Genomic DNA, 18,969 nt, shown 5'->3' with positions numbered 1-18,969 from the left:
CTCCATTTCGCGGGTCCTCGTTGGGGCACGTGAGCGGTTGGGGTAGGGCGGTCCGGCGGCGTGCTTGGTGGCTTGTGCGCCGGGCCGCCCGTCTTGCTGTCGGGCGGTCGGCGGCGCCGCCGGGGCCGGTCGGGTGTTCAGCGGCGGTTGCGGTCGATGTTCTTGAGGTGGGTCCAGATGCGGCGGCCGGTGCGGAGTTGAGCGCCGCGGCCGCCGCAGCGGTTGCAGTAGCGCCAGGCGCGGCCGGACGGGGAGCGGAACCGTCCGGCGCCGTCGCATTTACGGCAGGCCCGATACGGCCAGATCACGCAGTGGAGCAGGTAGCCGACGGCGGCGAGGATGGCGAAGAGCAGCCAGGCGCCAGACGGGTGGGTTGTGTGGCTAGCGGTGGCGAGGAGGGGGCTCACAGGTGCCTCCCAGGGCGGTTTCTGGGGTTGTCGCAGGTGAGGGGTCTAGGCGCTAGATCACTGGTCAGCGTGGGATTGGGTGTCTAGAGGGGCCTCTAGGTCTAGAGGTGGTGGCCTCTAGACCTAGAGGCGCGGCGGCGGTCTACCGGCCGGTGCGGCGGGTGGCGTTGAGGGCGTCGATGACGTGTTCGCGGTGTACGCCCTTGAGGTTGCGGCCCTTGCCGGTTTCGTCCTGTCCCCAAACCTGCGGGGTGCCGATGCCGTACGGCTTGAGCGCAGCAGCGAGTTGCCGGGCCTTGCCGGTGGGGTCGAGGTCGGCCCACGGCCCGTAGGCGGCCGGGCGTAGCTCGGCGAGGCGGTCAACGAGCACTTGGGAGTGCGCCTTGTCCTCACCGGGGGCCATGACGGCGGCGAGGTCTTCCAGCAGTGACGCGCCGTCGTCGGCGGCCGGGGTGGGGTCTTCCCCGGCCGCGATGCCGGTCAGGGTGCCAGCGGCCTTGCGCAGTGCGCGGGCGCGGTCGGCGATGCGGTCGGCGGCCGGGTTGTCGATGTAGTAGCCGCGGACGATCTGCGGGTCGTCGGCCTCGCCGGCGAGGTAGCCGATGCCCTTGTCCTTCTTGGTGAAGGTGGTGGCGCGGATCCCGTTCTTGTACATCGAGGTGCCGAGGATCATGTCGTTCTCGGTCTGGCCCATGACCTTCAGGCAGAACCGCAGCCCCACGTTCGCCGAGACACCGGTCGGGAGCGAGTCCTTGTCCGGCCGCTGGGTGGCCAGCAGCAGAATCACGCCGAGGGCGCGGCCGAGTTTGATGATGTCGACGGCCAGCCGGGCGGCCTCATCCCCGAAGTCGGGGTGCGCGAACAGGTTCTGGCACTCGTCCAGGATGAACACCGACGGGAACAGCCCCAGCGACCGCTTGCCGGCCAACTCGGGGGTGACCTTGTTCTCGGGGCAGATGTCCTTGGGCAGCTTGCGAATCGCCTTGGCGCGGCGTTCCAGGTCCTTGCGGACCTCCCGCAGCGCCTCCAGGCACGCGGCGAGAGTCTCGTCATCCTGCCCGGATCCGTACTGGTGGGCGACCTTCTCCATAGCCGACAGGTCACCGGTGCCCTTGAGTTCGTAGACCCGCAGTTCGGCGGTCGGGTCGAGGGCGGCGGCCAGGGCGAGCACGCGCAGGGCGAAGGTCTTGCCCATGCCGGGCATCGCGCCGAACAGCGCGTTGGCGTACATCAGTTCGACGGTGACGGGGCGTCCGCGCTGGTCGGTGCCGAACGGGACCGGTGTGAACAGGTCCACGCGGGCGCCCTTGACCAGTGGACCGGCGGTCGGCTTGACCTGGTTCATGTCCTGGTCACCGACCCAAAGCACCAGCCGTCCGGCGTGCTGGTCGTGGGCGGGTTCGGGCCACACGCACCCCAGCGGCCGGCGCAGCCCGGACGCCAGGCGGTCCCGGCGTTCCATGATGTCGGTCGCGGTGACGCCGTACGGGAGGTCGACCTCGGCGCGCCAGCCGGGGCCGTCGCGGGTGATCGGTGCGGGGAAGGTGATGCCGGATCCGCCCTTGCCGACGGCCTTGTTGATCTCGGCGTTGCCGAGGGAGGCCAGCGCTCGCACCACGATTTCCGAGGTGAGTTTGGGTGCCTTGGTCGACACGACGGCGGTGTCGAGGATGCGGCGGTCGGTGGGGGTACCGATCCAGCCCAGCAGGAACACCAGCGCGGCCAGCACGGCGGTTTGGGTGACGCCACCGGCGGCGGCCACCGACGCGGCGGCCAGCCCGGTCCCGACGACACCGGCGCCGGTGACGAACAGGCGGGCGCGTACCCGGTCGTTGCGTTCGCTCATCAGCTTGAGGTAGGCGTCATCGTTGCGGCGGTCGATGGCGTGCGTGCGCAGCGGACGCGACTCCAGATCGAACGTCCACCGGCCGGTCCCAGCGATGACCCGGTACAGCCCGCGCGGTGACCGCATGGCCAGCCGCAGCGAGTACAGCGGGATCCGGGCGGCGTGGTAGCCGGTGACGTGCCCGGCGTATCCGACCGCCCACCGCACGGTGGCCTTGGCCTCGCTGCGGTCGCGCATCCATGGCGCGATGATCGGGCGGCGCTGCGCACGCTCGCTGGACGTCCGGCGGGCGCGCACGTCCGGCCGGAAGGTGTCGGGGCGGTCGACGAGCACGCGGCCCTCGATCGCCTCGCCGTCGTCCCCGTCCGCGTCGTGGTCGTCGGGGTCGCCGAACGGCATGGGGCGCGGCGGGTCGGTCGGCGGGTTACCGGCGCCAGCGTCGCCGGGCCCGGCGGCCGGGGCATCGAGGTCGGGCGCCGGGTCGGCGGCGGTGTGGTCGGCGTGCGGGACGGGAAGGCGGACGACTTCGCCCATGGCCTTGGCGTGGTTCATGATGCGTTCTCTCCCTCGGCGGCCGGGGCGGCGTTGATCGCGGTGTCGGTGGGTGCTTCGGTCTTGAGGCGGGCCAGCAGGGCGCCGACGCGGGCGTTGCCGGCGGTCTGTCCAGCGGCACGCAGCCGCGCGGCGAGGCTGTTGCGGGTCAGGGGTTCACCGGCGGCGGCCAGGTCGGCGGCGATGCGCCAGCCCAGCGGCATGAGGTCGTCCACGTCCGGCGGCGCGGTCTTGGCCGCTTTGCGGGTGCGGGACGGTCGCGCGGACCGTCCAGCGGGACCGCCTCCCCCCTTGGGTGCCCCCGTCCGCTTGCGCGGCGCGGACCGGGTGCCGGACGGTCCACCGGTCGACGTAGCGGACGGTCCGGACTGCAGAGCCGGACGGTCCACCTCGGCGACGCCCGGCCGGTCCATAACCAGTCCGGCGGACGGAGCCGCGGTCACCTCGGCGGCCGACCCACCAGGCAGAGGGGCGGGGGCGAGGTCACCAAGTCGGTACAGGGCGCGGACGCGGCGGGGTGCGCGGCGGCGCCATGCCCACCGGCCGTAGGTGTCCTGTAGGTCGGTCAGGGCGAGCACGCGGGCGCGTTCGCGGCTCAGGGCGTCGGGGTAGGAGCGGATCTCCCACAGCACCATCCGGCGCCACAGCTTGAGCGTGGGCCAGGGCGCCAGGATCCACCGTGAGGCGCGGATACCGTCCATGCGGGTTCCGGCGGCGATGCCGGCGCGGATCCGGATCACGTGCGCGGCGATCTCCACCGCGCACACCCACAGCGCCGGGAGCACGGCGTGCGCGATGCGGCCGAACACCGTCGCTTCCTCGGCGACGTTGAGGTAGACGGTCGCGGCGGTCAGCGCCCACGGGATGAACCGCAGCCACCGAACGCGCATGTCGAGTCGGGCTAGGACGATGTCGAGGGCGGCGAAGATCGCAATGCCCAGGTCGATACCGAGGGGCACCGACCATGCCAGGCGCCCGAACGACGGGCGGGCGGCATCGGCGACCGCGGCGAAGCTGTTGACGAAACCCAACAGCCCCAGCACGGTCACCAGCGCGGCGACCACGGCAACCGCGGTGAACTCGTTACTGGTGAGCGCACGCCCCTGCGACGGGCCGTCCTTCGCGGTCACGGCGTGGTCGGGCACGGTCGGCGGCGAGGCGGGCAGGTCAGTCGGTGCCTCGTTGGGAGGCGTCAGCGGTCGGAGCGGGATGGCGACGTGTTCGGCGGCGTGCGGGTTGGTGGCCTGTGCGCCGAGGTTCGCCGGGACGTGGAACGGTGTGGCGGTCATGCGGGGTGCCTCCCAACGCGGACGGTCCGGACCGGGTCGGAGTCGACGCCGGGACGGTCGCTGGCCGCGCGAAATTCGGTGTCGAGGTCGGCGGCCATCACCGGCTGTCCGCACGGCTCACAGCGGAACCGGACCGGGCCGCCGTCCAACGGCACGCAGCAGACCGGGCAGCGCTTGACCGGACCGGCGAGCAGCGGCCGCCGCGGCGCGGCGTAGACGGGGGCGGACACGGTCGTGGGCGAGGGCGTGATCATGCCGCGGTCACCTCCGCCTCGCCGAGGTCGGCGACCTCGGCGCACTCAAGGCAAGTGCCAAGGTGGCGGGGCAGGACGTAACCGGCGTCGCGTCGGCAGGTCGGGCAGTGCCGCCGGGCGGCCAGCGCCTTGCCGAGGGCGACGCGCTGATTCTCGGACGGGACGCGCTTGGGCAGCGCCAGGCGCACGTCGTACAGGTAGGCCGCACGCACCCCACCGGGCGCGTTGTAGCGGCGCGAGTTCCACAGCACCTGACCGGCGATCTCCTGACCGCCGGGCCGGAGCCCCTCGGCGGCAAGCTGGCGGCGGGTGCGCAGATGCTCGGGCGCCATCTGCCACGGCCACGTGGGGATCCCGTATCGGGCGCCGGGCGGGTCGAAGAACCGGGCGGGGCTACGGCGGCGGGTCATGCGGCCACACCTCCCGCACGGCTCACAGCGAACGCGGGCCGCTGGACGGTGACCAGACACCAGCCGTCCTCACGCAGCGACCGGTACGCCATCCGAGCGGCGGCCACCGTCAACGCGACGGTCACCACGGCGGTGAGGGCGAACGTCGGAACCGGGTGCGTGATCAGCAGCACCACACCGGCGCCGGCGAGGCGGACGGGCGACAGGGTCAGCCAGCACAGACCGGCGAGCACGGCCAGCGACAGAATCAGGGCGGTCATGCCGACACCCCCAGCGAGGCCAGCAGCGCGGCGGCGAACAGCCAGCCGATGTGCCAGGACTGATCGAGGGCGTAGGCGCCGGTACCGGTCGGGGCGGCGGCGCCGTCCCCGAGCCGGGCGAACTCGCCCTTGCCGGGCAGGATGGTGCGGCCCAGCCAGTCCGCCAGCGCCAGCAGCGTGGAACGCCGGTCGGCCCAGTAGTGCGAGACCGCGTCCACCGCCAGCGCGGCCGCGGCGGCGTAGGGGTTGACCGGCAATCCCAGCACCACGGCCGTGAGGGCGAGCGCGGCGGCCTTGACGGCGGTCAGGGTGGCGACGTGCCGGGCGCACAGGATCCGGCCGCGCCAGCCGCGGGCACCCTTGCCGCACGCTTGCCCGTGCGTCTGCAACCAGTGGTCCCCCACCTCGTGCGCGGCGTACAGCGCGGCGAACACGGCGGGGAACACGATCGGGTCAGCGCCGAACATCTCAGGCCACCCCCAGCGCCGTGCGGAGCATGCCGACATGCGCGGGGAACACCTGGCCGTCGTAGACCTCGTCGAGCACGGCGACAAGGACGTTGTAGGAGGAGGCCGGTACCCACTCGGCGCGGTGGGCGTCGTCGGCGCCGGCCACCCGCGGGAAGTCCAGGCGGTCGAAGCGTCCCAGGTGGGCCGTGCACATCACGGTGACCATCCACGCCTCATCCGAGGCGCGGGGGTCGGGCACGTACCGCGGCGCGGTGGCCGTGAAGTACGAGGCGGGCAGCGCGAAGCCGGTCTCTTCCTCCAGCTCCCGCGCGGCGGCGGCGGTCGGGGTCTCGCCGGGGTCGACAAACCCGCCGGGCAGTGCCCAGCCGTGCCCGTCGCCGCGCTCCACCATGAGGATCCACCGGCGGGCGCCCGGGGCGGACAGCGACACCAGCGCGTCGGCGGCCAGCGCCTCGCCCCAGTGCCCCAGCTCGTTGCGGCCGTAGCGCACCGAGGTCTTCTCACACGGGTTGACCGGGCGCCCGTCGATCACCTCAAACGGGATCGCGGCGGATGCCTGACGCGCCGTCCAGTCGATCCGTGTCGGGTCGGTCTCAGGGTCGGCCCAGCCGTCGCGGACGCCGATGGTGAACACGTCGGGGTGGGTGTAGGTGCGGGTCGTCATCACGCCACCTCGTTCAGGTCGAGGGCGGCCGGGTGGGGGTCGGCGGTGTCGAGGTCGGCGAGGGTGGCGAGTTCGGCGGCGGTGAAGCCGGCCCACACCCCGTGCTCGGGGCGGATCCGCAGCGCCAGGTCAAGGCACGCGGCGCGCAGCGGGCAGGACTCGCACACCTCGGCGGCGACCAGTTCGCGGGCCGCGCGCTCGTCCGGCGACTCCTCGGCGTCCGGGCCGGTGTGCAGGTCGGGGTCAAACCGGCACTGCGCGCCGGTAACTGGCTCGCCACGCAGGTCGGCACCGGCCAGCGCAGCGAACGGGGACACAGAACGGGACACGGGCACCTCGTGAGCGTTGGTGAGAGATCGGGGTGAGCGGCCCTCGGCGGCGTGCTTGGTGGCTTGTGCGCCGAGGGCGAGCGTCTGCGTGTGGCGGACGGTCATCGCTGGTCAGCCCAGCGAGCCCGAGAACGTCGTGATCGCGTGAATCACCTGGTTGACCAGCGCGGCGGCCTTCTCCGGGTTGTTGATCGCGAAGATCGCGACCGCGATGCCGGCGAGCCACTGCGGGATGCTGCTGGACTTCTGCGGGAACACCGAAACCTCCTGGTCACCTGCCGGGTACTGCGGCGACTTGCCGTGTGAAGCAGGTCACTAGGTAGTAGCGTATACGTAGCTTCGTATACGCACAAGCCCTAGGCATACGATGATGCGTATACGCTGAAAAGGAGTCACCGAAGACGCGAGGGGTTGATCACGCAGTGGCAGAACCGGCCTACGTCCGCATCGCAGGCGAGTACGCCCGACGCATCCGACGGGGTGAGCTCGCACCCCGCACCCAGCTACCGAGCTACGCCGAGATCGCCCAGGAGCACGGAGTCTCGGACATCGTGGTTCGGAAGGCCCTCGAACTCCTCCAGAGCCAGGGCCTCGTTCGCTCCGTACGGCGGCGAGGCAACTTCGTCGCCGATCGCCCGAACCTCGTTCGCGTGTCTCCTGAACGCCAGATGGAGAGCGCCGAACGGTCCTTCGAGAACGAGTCTGATCAACAGATCCAGGTAGAGCGAGAGACTCAGCAAATCCCCGCCACAACGGACCTCGCAGAGGCCCTTGGCGTACCGGCGGGGCAGGAGATCAACCACATCATCACCCGAGCCACCGAGAACGGGCGCCCGATCTCGATCTCAGACACCTACCAGCCGTTGGACGTCGCCGGCATCTCGGAGGCTGCCTACCTGGAAGAGACGATCTCCGACCAGCTACCGACGGAGGGGCACGCCGAGTGGCTACGGACTACGCCCGGCGACCTCGTCAAGACGGTTCACCAGCGGTTCCTGTCCACCGACGACCGCATCATCATGCTCTCCGACATCTCATATCCCCGTGACCGCTACGACGCGTTCGTGTTCCGCATGGCCCTCAAGTAGGGGCTCACATAACAAAGGGGTGCCGGCTCGTTCGGCACCCCTTTGTTATGCACTAGATTAGGTTCGAACCCAGCCCTGAGCCACGTCTGCGTCTGTCCACCACGATACGAAGTGTGGATCTACAGAGTCCAGCATCCAGCGAGCAGACAGCGCGTCGAAGAAGGCATCGTTGCCCGTCTTACCGCCCTTCGGCTCCCCGATGTAGACGAGCCGCTCGCCTCCGGCGTCCTCGAACAACGTAAGCGCCTCTGACGACATTGTGTCTCCCCAGCCAGGCGGCCAGCAGAGAAAGAGCGCGTAATTCGCCGGTCGCACGCGATTCGCGAACTCAGTCAGGTTCCCTACAGGATGCCAGATGTCTGCCAGGCCTACCGCTCCGGGGAATGAGGCGTTCCTAGTCATGTCCGGCGGCTCTGAGTCATACGCGTCAACAATCACTCCCGAGTGAGCCAACTGTCCCGCCCAATAGCCCCGCCCGGCTCCGAGTTCCACGATCGGGAGGTTCGCACAGAAACCCGCCATCCATTCGATGGTCTGCGGGGCGGGTATTGCATACGCGTAAGTTGCCTGCAAAAGCATCTGCGCGAAAGCAAGTCGCGCGCTTCCTGCCGGCTGGCCACCATTGACTACACGACGGCCGTCGCACTCAACGACGAACGGTTCAACGATGTCCCAATATGGGTTGGAGCTAACGGATTTGCCGCCAGTCATATAATGCACGAACCGCAAGTCGAACTGTGCGTCGGCATGCTCGTCACCAGTGCCCGTCAGCCCAATGGCCGTGTCTAGGTACTCGGCCACCTTGGGGTACTTGGCCCGAAGCGTCTGCTCATCCTTCAGCAGTGCAGTGAGTTCGTCCCAACGACTTGATGTCAAGGTCAGCTTGGCCATGCTGCAAGTTTCTCGCAGTGGGCACGAACGGTCTAGGTCTTGCCCCAGACCAAGGTGGTGAGTGACGCCTCCAGACTGCGGCGCCTCCTCGGCGTCCAGACCGCTGTTAGCGTCGCGTCTGCGCAGGGCCGTCCTCCCACACTGCTCCGCCGCTCCGCGCCGACATCCGACTCATGGCTACCACCACGCGTGCCGCTGGCGACCCCATCTGGACCATCCCCTTGATCACCTTGCCCGTCCACGGCACCTTCTAGCCTCAAGAGACACAGGGCACTACCCTGGACTGATGCAGCAGAGTCCCGATCCATACGAGATGACCGTTAGCCTCAATGTATTGAATCATCTCGGCTTGAACCTGTATAGCAACATACCTGCCGTTCTGTCCGAAGTTGTGGCGAACGCATATGACGCCGATGCCAGTACAGTGCATATCGATATCGACCGCCAGAAGAGCACTGTTTCCATCTTTGACGATGGCATGGGCATGACACGGGACGACATTAATGAGCGATTTCTCAATGTCGGCTTCGAGAGAAGAAATGAACCTGGCGGGGCACTCACGGTCAAATACAGACGCCCCGTAATGGGTCGAAAAGGAATTGGCAAGCTTTCTCTTTTTTCCGTGGCTCAGACTATAGATATCTACACAACCAAAGATGGCGAGAAAAATGCCCTCCGAATGAGGCTGAATGATGTACGCGAGGCGATCAAGGCGGGCAATACCTACCACCCTGAGCCACTCGACTCGTCAGCCATCGACTTCTCGCAAGGCACCCGCATCATCCTCAGCAACCTGAAGAAAGAATTGATTAAAACAGAATTCGGACTAAGGCAAAGACTGGCACGCAGATTCTCCGTAATCGGCGCCGAGCACGGCTTTCGCCTCTTCGTAAATCAGAAGGAGGTGCAGATAACCGATCGTGGCTACTTCAATAAGCTTCAGTACGTCTGGATTTTTGATCAGGATGAAGCGCGCGCCCAGGAATCAAAACGCCGCTTTACGCGAGCAGAGAGGGCCACCATAGCCCAGCCGTCCTTGGACAACCCTGACAACAAGATATGGGGATGGATAGGGACTACAGCCACCCCTGTTGATCTCCGCGAACCCGAGACGGGCGACAACCTCAACAAAGTCATATTGATGGTGCGTGGCAAGCTGGCGCACGAGGATGTCCTTGAAGAGCTGAGCGAAAGCAGCCATTACCGATCCTATCTGATCGGAGAGCTTCACTGCGACTTCCTAGATCTAGATAATGAAGCGGACATTGCCACAAGTAGTCGGCAGCGCATCATTGAGGATGACCCTCGATATCGACAGCTGATTGTATGGTTGAGCAGCGAGCTTTCTAGGATAAAGACCGACTGGGGAAAGCTGCGCGACCGAGCCGGTACAAGTGTTGCGCGCCGAGACCCTGCCATCGATGAATGGTTTGAAACGCTGGGAACCGGAACTCAGAAGAAGGCTCGAAAACTGTTCGGAAAAATCAACCAGGTATCAGTAGGAGATGAGAAGGAGCGCCGCGAGCTCTTCGCTCACTCAGTGCTAGCTTTCGAGTCACTCAGGGTCAAAGACGCTCTAGAGGCCCTGGATGAAGTATCGCCCGAAGACCTCGCCGCCATCTCTCAAGTTTTTACCGATGTCGAGCATATTGAGGCATTGCTGTACCACCAGATTGTTTCGCAGAGGCTGGGTGTAATCAAGAAGCTCGACGACTACATCGATGAAGATGCACTTGAACGAATTCTTCAGGAGCATCTTTATGAAAATCTTTGGTTGCTCGATCCGTCATGGGAACGGGCAACTGATCGACACATGGAAGAGAAGGTGGGAAAGGCATTCCAGAAGATCAACGCTAAACTCACCAAGGAGGAGCAAGCATCTCGTATCGATATCCGCTATAAGCGAGTTACCGGCGTCCATGTGATCGTTGAACTCAAGCGCTATTCAGTTACCGTGAGCAGCTATCAGCTCGCAGAGCAGGTGGACAAATATAAGAATGCCCTAGAGTTGTATCTGAGCGATTCTGGGATTGAAGAGCCAGTGGAAGTCATTTGCGTTGTGGGTCGCGACTTGAGGGACTGGAATAGGGTCACTGGCAAAAATCAATCGAGGAAAATGCTGGAAGCAGCGAACATACGAGTACTTAAGTACGATGAATTGCTACGAAATTCGAGCGCAGCTTATCGCGAATACCTGGAAAAGCAAGGGGAACTCGACAACATCCGCCGTCTCCTGAACGAGATTGCAAAAGAAGCCGATTCCACATAGGCGAGCCGAGCCGCCCTCACACCACTGGAGGTTAGGCGATGGCAGTGGCGACTTCTTAGGCCACTATCGGGGAATTGTGTAGCGATAGCGAGTGGGTTGAAGGTCGTGTTCGTTCGGCTTCCAGGCTGTCCAATGGCGGCAGCGTCCTCCACTGGTGTGGATACTGCCGTCGGATTGACGCAGCCAGGTAATCTGATCCACAACGACCAAGTCAGTAAGCGCACTTCGCGCATGTGTGACCTCATTGGTGGTCAGTTCAACGGTCTCCGCGGTTCCGGTAGAGCCTTTGACCTCAATGTGCCTCTCTTCATCGCCTTTGACAGCCAGCAGGTCGTAGGAGCAGATAGCGCCCACGTCGGTGATGTCATGTTCGGGGTAGAGGTCACGGGCACGGCGAACGGCATGTTCCTCGATGGCCTTGCGCAGAATCGGGTCGGCTACGTAACCGGCACCCGTGCTTGAGCGTGGCCGCGACTGCGCAGCCAACGTACGCCTCAGCCCGCCGGTAGTTGGCGTGGAGCGGGTGAGACCAGCCAGATCGGGAAGCAGGTCAAGGACTGCGCCGGGGACCTTGACCAGGTATGCCTGTGCGGTGCGCAGCGGCCGGTTCGGAGAGAAGACGAACGGGAAGTACAACGGACCGTCGATACGTGCTTCCAGATCGCTCTTGATGGCACGAAGCTGTGCTTCGAGCGGGCGGAGGCTCTGTTGACCGATCGGAGCGGCCAACGGGGTGTAGCCGGTCAGCTCATACCGCCAGGCCGGTTGGGGTTCGGTGTTGGCGGGGCGCTGCTGGCCGTAGCTGCAACGCGCGTCCCAGACCAATTGGTCGTCGTAGGGACCGTCTGCGGCGGTGGAGTAGCCGACGATGCCTGGCTGGTCATGCAAAGTCTTGTGCCAGTGCAGCACCAGGTCACCGGGCTTGATCTCGGTGACAAGGGAGTAGGACCAGAACTCCCCACCGGTGCCGTTGCGCTGCAAAGCTCGCACGTTGCTGCCCAGGTCGGGACGGTCAGTGATCTCCATCCAGAACCGCTCCGTTGGGTCTTCCTCCCACCACCGGTTCAGCGCGCCAGTCGGCGGCGTAAACACGGTCCGGACTTTCTTCAATGTGGGCGTAGCCAAGTCGGTGGTTAAGCGTGCGGCGTCCGCCGAGGTGTAGCCGGGGACCGTCAGCCGCAACCGGATGCGCTTCGTTGAATTACCACCCTTGGTGGCGCTCGGAGCCTGGCCTACGGTCATCTGTGTGGTACACAGACGCCGGCGCAGCGCCTCCACATCGTGCACGTCGGCCAGCCGAATCCGTTCGGTGAACAGGCGACGCTCGGTTTCGGGTAGCGAACGGGTCACCCGTGAGTCCACCAACCCATCCTCCAGCGCGGCTCCCCGAGCTTTGAGCCGCTCCAGCAGCAGTCGCAACGTCGGCCGGTAGTCCACGTTCCGCGGAGCACGCTTGGTCGAGGCGCCCGAGCCGCTCTCCAACACCAACGACAGCAGCCCACGATCGGGCTCCGTCTCGATCGTGTACACGGCATCAAGCACTCGACCGTCATCATCTACGGCTCGCATGGGGCACACCTTGCCACGGGGAGGGGACATCTGGGTGGCTAAGGGCAATGCTCGCGATTGCCTTCAGCGGCGCAGCGTGTTCCATTTGCGTCCGATCGTTGTCTCACGGAGGGTATTTGTGCAGGTAGACGCGCCGATCGGTGGTGGTCTCCGGAGCCGTGTGCGCAGGTTCGAATCCTGCAGGGGGCACCTAGAAGATGGGAACGACCGGCTGGCTTGTTGGTCGTCGTCCCTCTGCATGTCAGGCCCTCGCTCAGTGACGCTCTCGGTGGCTCTGATGAGCATCTTCACCGTATCTGCTCGCACGGTCACTCGGAATGTGGCCTCGTGGCGGGTCCGGTTGTAGCGGATCTGCAGCTGGAAGGCATCGAAGAGCCGACGCTCTAGATCCTCAGACAGCTCGGACAGGTTGAGCGGCAAGTGCGGGATGAGATCGAGAAGATCGGCATCGTCGCCGCCCGGGGACGTATCGGCGTTGAGTTGATCTAGCTCGGCCTGTTTGGCCCGTCGGGTGGCCGTCAGCTCCGCGAAGCGCCGTTGGACGGACTGGCGGTAGTCACGGTCGGCATCGGCGTCGCCCGTCGACTCGAAGGTCTCCAGTTGGGTGATCAGGTTGTCTTGCCGACGCTGGAGGTCGGTTAGTTCCCGCTTGAGCTGCTTGCCACGCTTGATCGTGACGGAATCCGCGCGTGCCGAGGCTGAGCGTCGGAGCTGGTCGCGAAGGTGTGTTTGCCGGCGGGGTCCGAAGATCCGCTCGGCGAAGAAGTGACGTGCGCCGTCCAGCAGGACATCCTCGCGGACCCAGAGGCTTTTGGGATGCTCGCTGTACCAGTCGGCGCGGTCCTTGTGATGCTGCCGTTCGGGTTGGCAGGCGAAGTAGGCGATGCCGTGGCGGGTCTTGCCGAACATCCTCCGGCCGCACAGGTCGCAGGAGACATAGGAGCGAAGCCTGTAGGACCGCTTGGTCTGGGGGTGTGTGCTGGCGGCGTTGGTGGGCGCGATCCCTGACGGTGGTGTGCCACGGGAGAGGCGGCTTCGAACAGGTCCTTGGTGACCAGCGGCTCGTGGGTGGGGCGAGGTGACCAGATCCACTCGGTTGCCGGGTTGTGGCGTCCGCCCTTCTTGGTGGCGCGGCGGTTCCAGACCATGTAGCCGGTGTACTTGGGGTTGGTGAGGACGCCGCGGATGGCCGAGCCGGTCCAGCGGCCCACTGCACGACGGGATCGACCGGCTCGGGAGGCGGATGGCTGTTGACGTCGGCGTTGAGCCGGTCGGCGATGTCGTCGTATCCGAGGCGCTGCAATGCCCGTAGTTGGAAGATCGTTGTGACAGTGGGGCCCTTGGCCGGATCGGGGATCAGCCGTGTCTTGGTCTTGCCTTCCGAGCGTCTGGCCGGCACCGGGTGAGGACACTTGTCGGCCAGGTATCCATAGGGTGGCCGTCCGATGTTCCAGCCTTGCTCGGTGTGCTCACAAAAACCATCCCATGACAGTTCGAGCATCTGCAGAACATACCATTCGGCAATGGCTTGATTGATCCGTCTTGTAAGAATAGGAGCTGCACGCTTACGAGACCGATGCCCCTTCCCGGAATCAGGAAGCATGGGTTCGTTCGCAGCCAGCAGGGGAACTCCATGCTGTTCGAGCTCATATTCGATTTTTGTGCCGAAGTAGGTACGGCGGGCTACGCGATCGATTCCTTCACAGATAACCGCTACGAACCGCCGGTCCGCCTGCGCCGCCTCTGCCAGTAGGTCCTGAATTCCGCCGTCGCGGGGAATTGCGATGGCGAACTGCTCGTGGGCACGACCATAGCCGCGTTCGTCAAGATCCTTGCGGCCGGACTCCACGTCATAGAAGTGCGCGACGATGACGTAGCCGCTGGGCAACGCCTCCCGGGACTTGCGTAGCTGCCGCGGCAGCGACAGCGATGGATCCTGCTGATCATCGGTGGACGTGCGCCCCAGCCAGGCGACGGGTACGGACAGTCCGGCCTGGGACGCACCGTCAAGAGGGTTAGCCTCATCGTCCGGACCGAGCCAGGGCAGCACCACGTCTCCAGTGCCGCGTTCTCGGTGTTGACCGTCTACCTCTTGAGATCGGCGTGCCGATGTAGCCATTGAAGAATCTCTCGGATGACTGCGAGCTGAGTGGCTTCCAGCGCCTCACCCTCGCCGCCGCCTACAGCGACAAACTCAATGCGCGTCGAGATGGAACGCACATGATCTTGGTCAGCGCTGAGAACATCCTGGGACTGGGCAGAATATTGGCTGTTCAACTCAGGACACCTAGCCGAAAGGTTAGGTTTCTGTGCCCGGCGGGTCATTGGGGCTCATCATGTCCGCGGCCACCGGATTCCCGGAGTCTGCGTTTGGCGGCGCGGCATAGCTCCTTGCTCTGTTCCACGCCGGTGAAGGAGCGGCCGAGTTGCTGGGCGGCGGTCCCAGTGGTGGCGTCTGCCGCGAACATGTCCAGGACGGTGCCGTCTGGGTGGCATCCGGCGGCAATGCAGGCGAGCGGCGCCTCGATCGGTAGGGTGTGCCGTTGCGGTCGTGGCGGCAGCGACCAGACGTCGCCTATGGGTTCGAGCGGCAACGTTCCAGGTTCTTGCCGCTTCAGCGGGTGTCGTGCCGCACGGCGTCGGTTGCGGCAATTGCTGCTTCCTCTGCAGCTCATGGCGCTGCTGTGCCGGTCAGCATGCCGCCGGTTGTGCTGCCGGCCGGAGTGACGCGCAAACCCCTCGCGGTCGTGTTCGGTGGCCGGATTGTGGTCGAGTTCGGCGGACGGGCGGTCCAGGGGGTGACGGAAGGTGTCACGGTCGAAGTGGTACCGGTCCGATTTGACCAGCAGGAAGATCAGCTCGTAGGAGAGCGTGAACCGGTCGGCTGGCAAGGTCTGGCCGAGGGTGGGCTGGTGCCAGACGATGGCGTTGCGGATGATCCATCCATCGTCTTGGAGGGTGAACGCCAGGCGCCAGGGCAGGCCGATCAGGGAAGTGGCAGGCACGCCGGTCATCGCGTGGTCGCGGATCCGGCGACGGTGCCTGCCTTCGGGCGGGCCGTCCCAACCGGTCTGGCCGGCGTAGCGGTCGCTGGTGATCAACCAGGCGGTCCCTTGCTCGCTCAGTACGCGGTGGACTTGGGCGAAGAGGCGGCGGAGGGCGGCGAGGTAGAGAGCCGGTGTGGGCTCGCGGCCGTAGAGGGTCGGCGTACCTGCGGCCGTATCGCGTGGCTGCGGGTCTGGAGTCGACCGGATTCGGTGAAGTCCGGTTTACCTGGCGCTGGTCGGCGCTGGTGTGTTGATGGAACGGTAGTAGGCGGTCTCGTAGTCGATGGGTGGGACGTCGCCGATGGCGGTGTGCAGTCGGCGGTGGTTGTACCAGCCGACCCGTTCGACGATGGCGTAGTCGACCTGGTCGCGGGTGCGCCAGGTGCGGCGGTGGATCAGCTCGGTCTTGAACGTGGCGTTCAGCGACTCGGCCATCGCGTTGTCATATGAATCGCCCGACCGAGCCGACCGAGCCGACCGAGGCGACCGAGGCGGTCGCGCCCAGGTCGGACGGCCGGGTGGTGTAACGGAGGCTGACGTATTGGCAGCCCCTGTCGGAATGATGGATCAGGGTGCCGGGCTGGACGGGCCGTTTGCGGCCGCGTTGCCTCAGCGCCATCTCCAGCGCGTCCAGCGGCAGGTCGGTGCGCAGGTGGTCGGCCAGTTGCCATCCCACGATGCGGCGGGTGAAGGCGTCCAGGACGAACGCTACGTACACCCGCCCCTCCCAGGTGCGCACATAGGTGATGTCGGCCAGCCACAACCGGTCTGGCCGGTCGGCGGTGAACTGCCGGTTGACCAGGTCCGGGGGTTGTGGTGCCGTCTGGTCGGGTGTGGTGGTGCGCTGGCGGTCGTGGCGGTGTACGCCCTGCGGGCTGCGGGCGCGCATCAGCCGTTCCACCGTGCACCGCGCCACCTGCACGCCCTGGCGACGCAGCTGCTTGTGCACGCGGTAGGCGCGGTAGGTGCCGTAGGTGCCGTAGGTGGCCTGATGGACGTCGGTGATCTGCTCGATCAGCACCGCGTCGCGCTGGGCGCGAGCGGACGGCGGGCGGACGGCGGGCGGCGTTTGCGGCCGTAGTAGGTGCCCGGGCACAGGTCCAAGACCCGGCACACCGGCTCGGCCCCGAAGCGGACGCAGGTGGTCGACCACCATGACTACTTCGTCCGGGGCTGGCCGAGCTCGGCGGCGAAAGGCGCAGAGGTCGCTTTGCGGATCTCATTGGCGCGCTTGAGCTCGTTGTTCTGCTTGCGCAGTCGCTTGAGCTCCTCACGCTCAGCACTGGTGAGCTGCTCAGGGCGCTGGCCGGCGTCGGCCTGGGCCTGCCGCACCCAAGTGCGCAAAGCTTCGCGGTGGATGCCCAGATCGGCCGTGATCTGCGCGATCGGACGGTCGGACTCCAGCGCCAGCCGCACCGCCCGGTCCCGGAGCTCCTGGGGGTATTTGCGTGGTGCAGCCATCGCGATGATTCTCCTCCCTGCCAGCAAAGATCATGACTGGCTTGAAGGACTTCACCGAACCCGGTGGAGTCCACCCCCGATCGGCTACGGCGAAGACCGGCTGGGCAGCCCGCACGAGGGAAGGATCCAGCCGGCCTACGCTAGGGGCTCGGTCATCGACACGCCGTCCCCCTGCTGCACCGGACACACCGGACGCCTCACCGCCCGCGACCTCAACAGCGGCGCCGCCACAACCGGTTTTGGACGCAGATGCGCCGGCTGCCGCCGCCCCTACCTGCTGCACCTGGTGGGGTCCAGGCAAAGGCCGCAGGGCGTCCGCTGGGAACCACGATGACCGCGCCAGCGACCAGAGCCGACAGTGAGCCGCCGGTGATCGGCGTGGGCTACCAGAACCTGCGCGAGGGCGGGCTCGACGGCGCTGACGACGGCCGCTGCTCCGGCCGTGAACATCAACTGGCGCCTGCTGACGGGCTGGGGGCAAAAGTGCATGTTGGTTTCCCTGTTGGGGGCAATGACGTTCGGCGGACGGGGTCAGGTTGTGGTGACGGGTGTGAAGGTGATGGGGAGCTCGGCCATTCCGCGGAACAGGGGCAGTGCTCCCGGGCGCTGACGCAGTTGTTCGGGTGGGCACCCGAGGGCCAGGTCCGGGAGGCGTTCGAGTAGTCCGCGGAACGCGATGTGTCCCTCCAGCCGCGCCAGAGGTGCTCCGAGGCAGAAATGCAGGCCGTGTCCGAAGGCGAGGTGGGCGTTGTCCCGGCGGCTGATGTCGAAGTGGTCTGGTTCGGGAAAGCGCGCCGGGTCGCGGTCGGCGGCCCCCAGCGCTACCGTGACGAGGCTGCCGGCAGGAATGGTCACGCCGCCGATCTCGGCGTCCTCGATGGCCGTGCGGAGGGTTCCTTGTTCGACGGGGCCGTCGTAGCGGAGCATCTCCTCGATCGCCGGGGCGAGCAGTTCCGGGTCGCCGCGGAGTGCGCGCAGTTGCTCAGGGTTGCGGAGCAGGGCTGCGGTTCCGTTGCCGATGAGGTTGGCGGTCGTCTCGTGGCCGGCGACCAGCAGCAGGTTGAGGGTTCCGATCAGCTCGCGCTCGTCGAGACGTCCCTCGTCGGCGTCGGCGTGCGCCAGCAGTGCTCTGAGGAGGTCAGGTTGCTCGTCGGGGGGGACGGAGGCGTCGGTCTCGCGGCGCCGGCGCTCCACCAGCTCGGCCAGGTAGCCGTTCATTCCTTCGCCCCCGCGGTCGTGTTCCTCGCGTCGCTCTTCATCCAGGGGCGACAGCACCATCGCCGCGGCCCACGACCGGAAACGCGCCCGATCGGCTTCGGGTACGCCGATCAGCTCGCAGATCACCGTGATCGGCAGAGGATAGGCGAACGTCTCGATGAGGTCGGCGCGTCCGAGCGACGCGATCGCGTTCAGCAGCCCGTCGGTGATCTCCTGGATCCTGGGCCGCAGGGCCTCGACCCGGCGCGGCGTGAACCCCTTGCTGACCAGCCGCCTGAGCCGGGTGTGGTCAGGTGGGTCGGTGTTGAGCATGTTCGCGCCGGTGGGCCCCTCACCTTCGCTGATGACACCCAGGTCGCGCAGCCACTGCGGGGCGAATCTCGGGTGCTTGGAGAACCGCGGGTCGTTCAACGCGGCCCGCGCCTGGTCGTATCCGGTGATCAGCCATGCGGTGGTTCCCATCGGGCCGGGCATCGGCTGAACGGGACCCTGTCGGCGTTTGCGGGCGTAGAAGGGGTAGGGGTCGTCGCGGGTCTCCGGCGACTCCAGACCGGGTTCCGCCTCCCCTGTGTTCTCGGGCTCGGCCTCTGGCTCGGTACGCTCGGTGGAACGCACGCCGCGGGCGGAGAACGCGCCCAGCATCCCGACCCTGACCTTCCCGGTCAGCTCGTCACCGGCCACGCTTCCGGTGAAGCGCAAGGTCATCCCCATCACCGCGCGAGACACCGACCAGGTGACCTCGTCGCCCTGCACGGTGCCCTTGGCGATCTCCAACCGTCCCTGGGGGCCGGTCAGCGTCCCGGTCAGCCGTTCACCCTCGGCAACCAGCCGCGCCGTGAACTGCTGCTCTCCGACCGGAGACTCTGCGGTCATCGCCCATTCGCCATCGATGGTCATCGTCGGCTCTCCTCTGCTCGAAATATCGGGTTTCATCGATCGGGGAAG

17 protein-coding genes and 3 pseudogenes are annotated in these 18,969 nt (G+C 66.4%); 2 read left to right on the top strand and 18 right to left on the bottom strand.

Going from position 1 to position 18,969, the window contains the following annotated elements; all coding sequences use genetic code 11:
- Positions 1 to 137: 137 nt before the first annotated feature.
- The 10 genes from K8Z49_RS38250 to K8Z49_RS38205 form a co-directional block, all read right to left on the bottom strand.
- Positions 138 to 407, bottom strand: coding sequence for a hypothetical protein (locus K8Z49_RS38250; RefSeq protein WP_412516480.1), 270 nt, complete (start codon positions 405 to 407; stop codon positions 138 to 140).
- A gap of 142 nt (positions 408 to 549) precedes the next feature.
- The gene (locus K8Z49_RS38245; protein WP_412516479.1) at positions 550 to 2,805 is read right to left on the bottom strand and encodes a cell division protein FtsK; all 2,256 of its coding nucleotides are present in this window, start codon (positions 2,803 to 2,805) and stop codon (positions 550 to 552) included.
- A complete protein-coding gene (locus K8Z49_RS38240) occupies positions 2,802 to 4,094 on the bottom strand; it encodes a DUF2637 domain-containing protein (RefSeq protein ID WP_412516478.1) in 1,293 nt (430 codons plus the stop codon). The genes K8Z49_RS38245 and K8Z49_RS38240 overlap by 4 nt, the downstream gene beginning before the upstream one ends.
- The gene (locus K8Z49_RS38235) at positions 4,091 to 4,348 is read right to left on the bottom strand and encodes a hypothetical protein (protein ID WP_412516477.1); all 258 of its coding nucleotides are present in this window, start codon (positions 4,346 to 4,348) and stop codon (positions 4,091 to 4,093) included. The genes K8Z49_RS38240 and K8Z49_RS38235 overlap by 4 nt, the downstream gene beginning before the upstream one ends.
- A complete protein-coding gene (locus tag K8Z49_RS38230; RefSeq protein ID WP_412516476.1) occupies positions 4,345 to 4,758 on the bottom strand; it encodes an RRQRL motif-containing zinc-binding protein in 414 nt (137 codons plus the stop codon). The genes K8Z49_RS38235 and K8Z49_RS38230 overlap by 4 nt, the downstream gene beginning before the upstream one ends.
- Positions 4,755 to 5,018, bottom strand: coding sequence for a hypothetical protein (locus K8Z49_RS38225; RefSeq protein WP_412516475.1), 264 nt, complete (start codon positions 5,016 to 5,018; stop codon positions 4,755 to 4,757). Before K8Z49_RS38225 ends, K8Z49_RS38230 begins: the two co-directional genes overlap by 4 nt.
- The gene (locus K8Z49_RS38220; protein ID WP_412516474.1) at positions 5,015 to 5,485 is read right to left on the bottom strand and encodes a transcriptional regulator; all 471 of its coding nucleotides are present in this window, start codon (positions 5,483 to 5,485) and stop codon (positions 5,015 to 5,017) included. The genes K8Z49_RS38225 and K8Z49_RS38220 overlap by 4 nt, the downstream gene beginning before the upstream one ends.
- A 1-nt stretch (position 5,486) precedes the next feature.
- Positions 5,487 to 6,152 (bottom strand): NUDIX domain-containing protein, encoded by a 666-nt coding sequence (locus K8Z49_RS38215; protein WP_412516473.1) that lies wholly within the window; start codon positions 6,150 to 6,152, stop codon positions 5,487 to 5,489.
- Positions 6,152 to 6,586, bottom strand: a complete 435-nt coding sequence (locus K8Z49_RS38210) for a WhiB family transcriptional regulator (RefSeq protein WP_412516472.1) — start codon at positions 6,584 to 6,586, stop codon at positions 6,152 to 6,154. The genes K8Z49_RS38215 and K8Z49_RS38210 overlap by 1 nt, the downstream gene beginning before the upstream one ends.
- 6 nt (positions 6,587 to 6,592) lie before the next feature.
- Positions 6,593 to 6,739, bottom strand: coding sequence for a hypothetical protein (locus tag K8Z49_RS38205; protein ID WP_021593495.1), 147 nt, complete (start codon positions 6,737 to 6,739; stop codon positions 6,593 to 6,595).
- A 164-nt stretch (positions 6,740 to 6,903) separates the two neighbouring features.
- Here K8Z49_RS38205 and K8Z49_RS38200 point away from each other — a divergent pair, with 164 nt between their 5' ends.
- The gene (locus K8Z49_RS38200) at positions 6,904 to 7,569 is read left to right on the top strand and encodes a GntR family transcriptional regulator (protein ID WP_412516471.1); all 666 of its coding nucleotides are present in this window, start codon (positions 6,904 to 6,906) and stop codon (positions 7,567 to 7,569) included.
- Positions 7,570 to 7,626: 57 nt separating this feature from the next.
- On the opposite strand, the gene K8Z49_RS38195 is transcribed toward K8Z49_RS38200, so the two are convergent.
- Positions 7,627 to 8,460 carry a hypothetical protein gene (locus tag K8Z49_RS38195; protein WP_412516470.1) on the bottom strand — a complete coding sequence of 278 codons (834 nt, stop codon included), beginning with the start codon at positions 8,458 to 8,460 and terminating at the stop codon, positions 7,627 to 7,629.
- A 286-nt stretch (positions 8,461 to 8,746) separates the two neighbouring features.
- Here K8Z49_RS38195 and K8Z49_RS38190 point away from each other — a divergent pair, with 286 nt between their 5' ends.
- Positions 8,747 to 10,729 (top strand): ATP-binding protein, encoded by a 1,983-nt coding sequence (locus K8Z49_RS38190; RefSeq protein WP_412516469.1) that lies wholly within the window; start codon positions 8,747 to 8,749, stop codon positions 10,727 to 10,729.
- Between the two features lie 63 nt (positions 10,730 to 10,792).
- Here K8Z49_RS38190 and K8Z49_RS38185 read toward each other — a convergent pair whose 3' ends face one another.
- The 7 genes and pseudogenes from K8Z49_RS38185 to K8Z49_RS38155 all read right to left on the bottom strand — a co-directional run bounded on the left by K8Z49_RS38185 (position 10,793) and on the right by K8Z49_RS38155 (position 18,921).
- The gene (locus K8Z49_RS38185) at positions 10,793 to 12,298 is read right to left on the bottom strand and encodes a DUF3883 domain-containing protein (RefSeq protein ID WP_412516468.1); all 1,506 of its coding nucleotides are present in this window, start codon (positions 12,296 to 12,298) and stop codon (positions 10,793 to 10,795) included.
- A 63-nt stretch (positions 12,299 to 12,361) separates the two neighbouring features.
- Positions 12,362 to 13,207: a hypothetical protein gene (locus K8Z49_RS38180; protein WP_412521346.1), complete on the bottom strand. Its 846-nt coding sequence runs from the start codon at positions 13,205 to 13,207 to the stop codon at positions 12,362 to 12,364.
- A 131-nt stretch (positions 13,208 to 13,338) separates the two neighbouring features.
- Positions 13,339 to 13,509 (bottom strand): annotated as a pseudogene (locus tag K8Z49_RS38175) (recombinase family protein); the annotation flags it as partial.
- Positions 13,510 to 13,961: 452 nt separating this feature from the next.
- A pseudogene (locus tag K8Z49_RS38170) lies at positions 13,962 to 14,417 on the bottom strand (hypothetical protein); the annotation flags it as partial.
- A 202-nt stretch (positions 14,418 to 14,619) separates the two neighbouring features.
- A complete protein-coding gene (locus K8Z49_RS38165; RefSeq protein WP_412521255.1) occupies positions 14,620 to 15,552 on the bottom strand; it encodes a DNA methyltransferase in 933 nt (310 codons plus the stop codon).
- A gap of 15 nt (positions 15,553 to 15,567) precedes the next feature.
- Positions 15,568 to 16,806 (bottom strand): annotated as a pseudogene (locus K8Z49_RS38160) (IS3 family transposase).
- 531 nt (positions 16,807 to 17,337) lie between these two features.
- Positions 17,338 to 18,921 (bottom strand): cytochrome P450 family protein, encoded by a 1,584-nt coding sequence (locus tag K8Z49_RS38155; RefSeq protein WP_412516467.1) that lies wholly within the window; start codon positions 18,919 to 18,921, stop codon positions 17,338 to 17,340.
- Between the last annotated feature and the right edge of the window lie 48 nt (positions 18,922 to 18,969).

The sequence above is a fragment of the Actinomadura madurae genome, assembly GCF_047130825.1.
In the GTDB taxonomy this organism is placed as follows: Bacteria; Actinomycetota; Actinomycetes; order Streptosporangiales; family Streptosporangiaceae; genus Spirillospora; species Spirillospora madurae.
This window is presented reverse-complemented; position numbering and strand designations above follow the sequence as displayed.

Bases quoted from the DNA above. Each gene is read 5' to 3' on its own strand.
- K8Z49_RS38190 (WP_412516469.1), top strand. From the start codon at position 8,747: ATGCAGCAGAGTCCCGATCCATACGAGATGACCGTTAGCCTCAATGTA.
- K8Z49_RS38225 (WP_412516475.1), bottom strand. From the start codon at position 5,018: ATGACCGCCCTGATTCTGTCGCTGGCCGTGCTCGCCGGTCTGTGCTGG.
- K8Z49_RS38230 (WP_412516476.1), bottom strand. From the start codon at position 4,758: ATGACCCGCCGCCGTAGCCCCGCCCGGTTCTTCGACCCGCCCGGCGCC.
- K8Z49_RS38210 (WP_412516472.1), bottom strand. From the start codon at position 6,586: ATGACCGTCCGCCACACGCAGACGCTCGCCCTCGGCGCACAAGCCACC.
- K8Z49_RS38245 (WP_412516479.1), bottom strand. From the start codon at position 2,805: ATGAACCACGCCAAGGCCATGGGCGAAGTCGTCCGCCTTCCCGTCCCG.
- K8Z49_RS38215 (WP_412516473.1), bottom strand. From the start codon at position 6,152: ATGACGACCCGCACCTACACCCACCCCGACGTGTTCACCATCGGCGTC.
- K8Z49_RS38220 (WP_412516474.1), bottom strand. From the start codon at position 5,485: ATGTTCGGCGCTGACCCGATCGTGTTCCCCGCCGTGTTCGCCGCGCTG.
- K8Z49_RS38155 (WP_412516467.1), bottom strand. From the start codon at position 18,921: ATGACCATCGATGGCGAATGGGCGATGACCGCAGAGTCTCCGGTCGGA.
- K8Z49_RS38195 (WP_412516470.1), bottom strand. From the start codon at position 8,460: ATGGCCAAGCTGACCTTGACATCAAGTCGTTGGGACGAACTCACTGCA.
- K8Z49_RS38235 (WP_412516477.1), bottom strand. From the start codon at position 4,348: ATGATCACGCCCTCGCCCACGACCGTGTCCGCCCCCGTCTACGCCGCG.
- K8Z49_RS38180 (WP_412521346.1), bottom strand. From the start codon at position 13,207: ATGTTCGGCAAGACCCGCCACGGCATCGCCTACTTCGCCTGCCAACCC.
- K8Z49_RS38240 (WP_412516478.1), bottom strand. From the start codon at position 4,094: ATGACCGCCACACCGTTCCACGTCCCGGCGAACCTCGGCGCACAGGCC.
- K8Z49_RS38185 (WP_412516468.1), bottom strand. From the start codon at position 12,298: ATGCGAGCCGTAGATGATGACGGTCGAGTGCTTGATGCCGTGTACACG.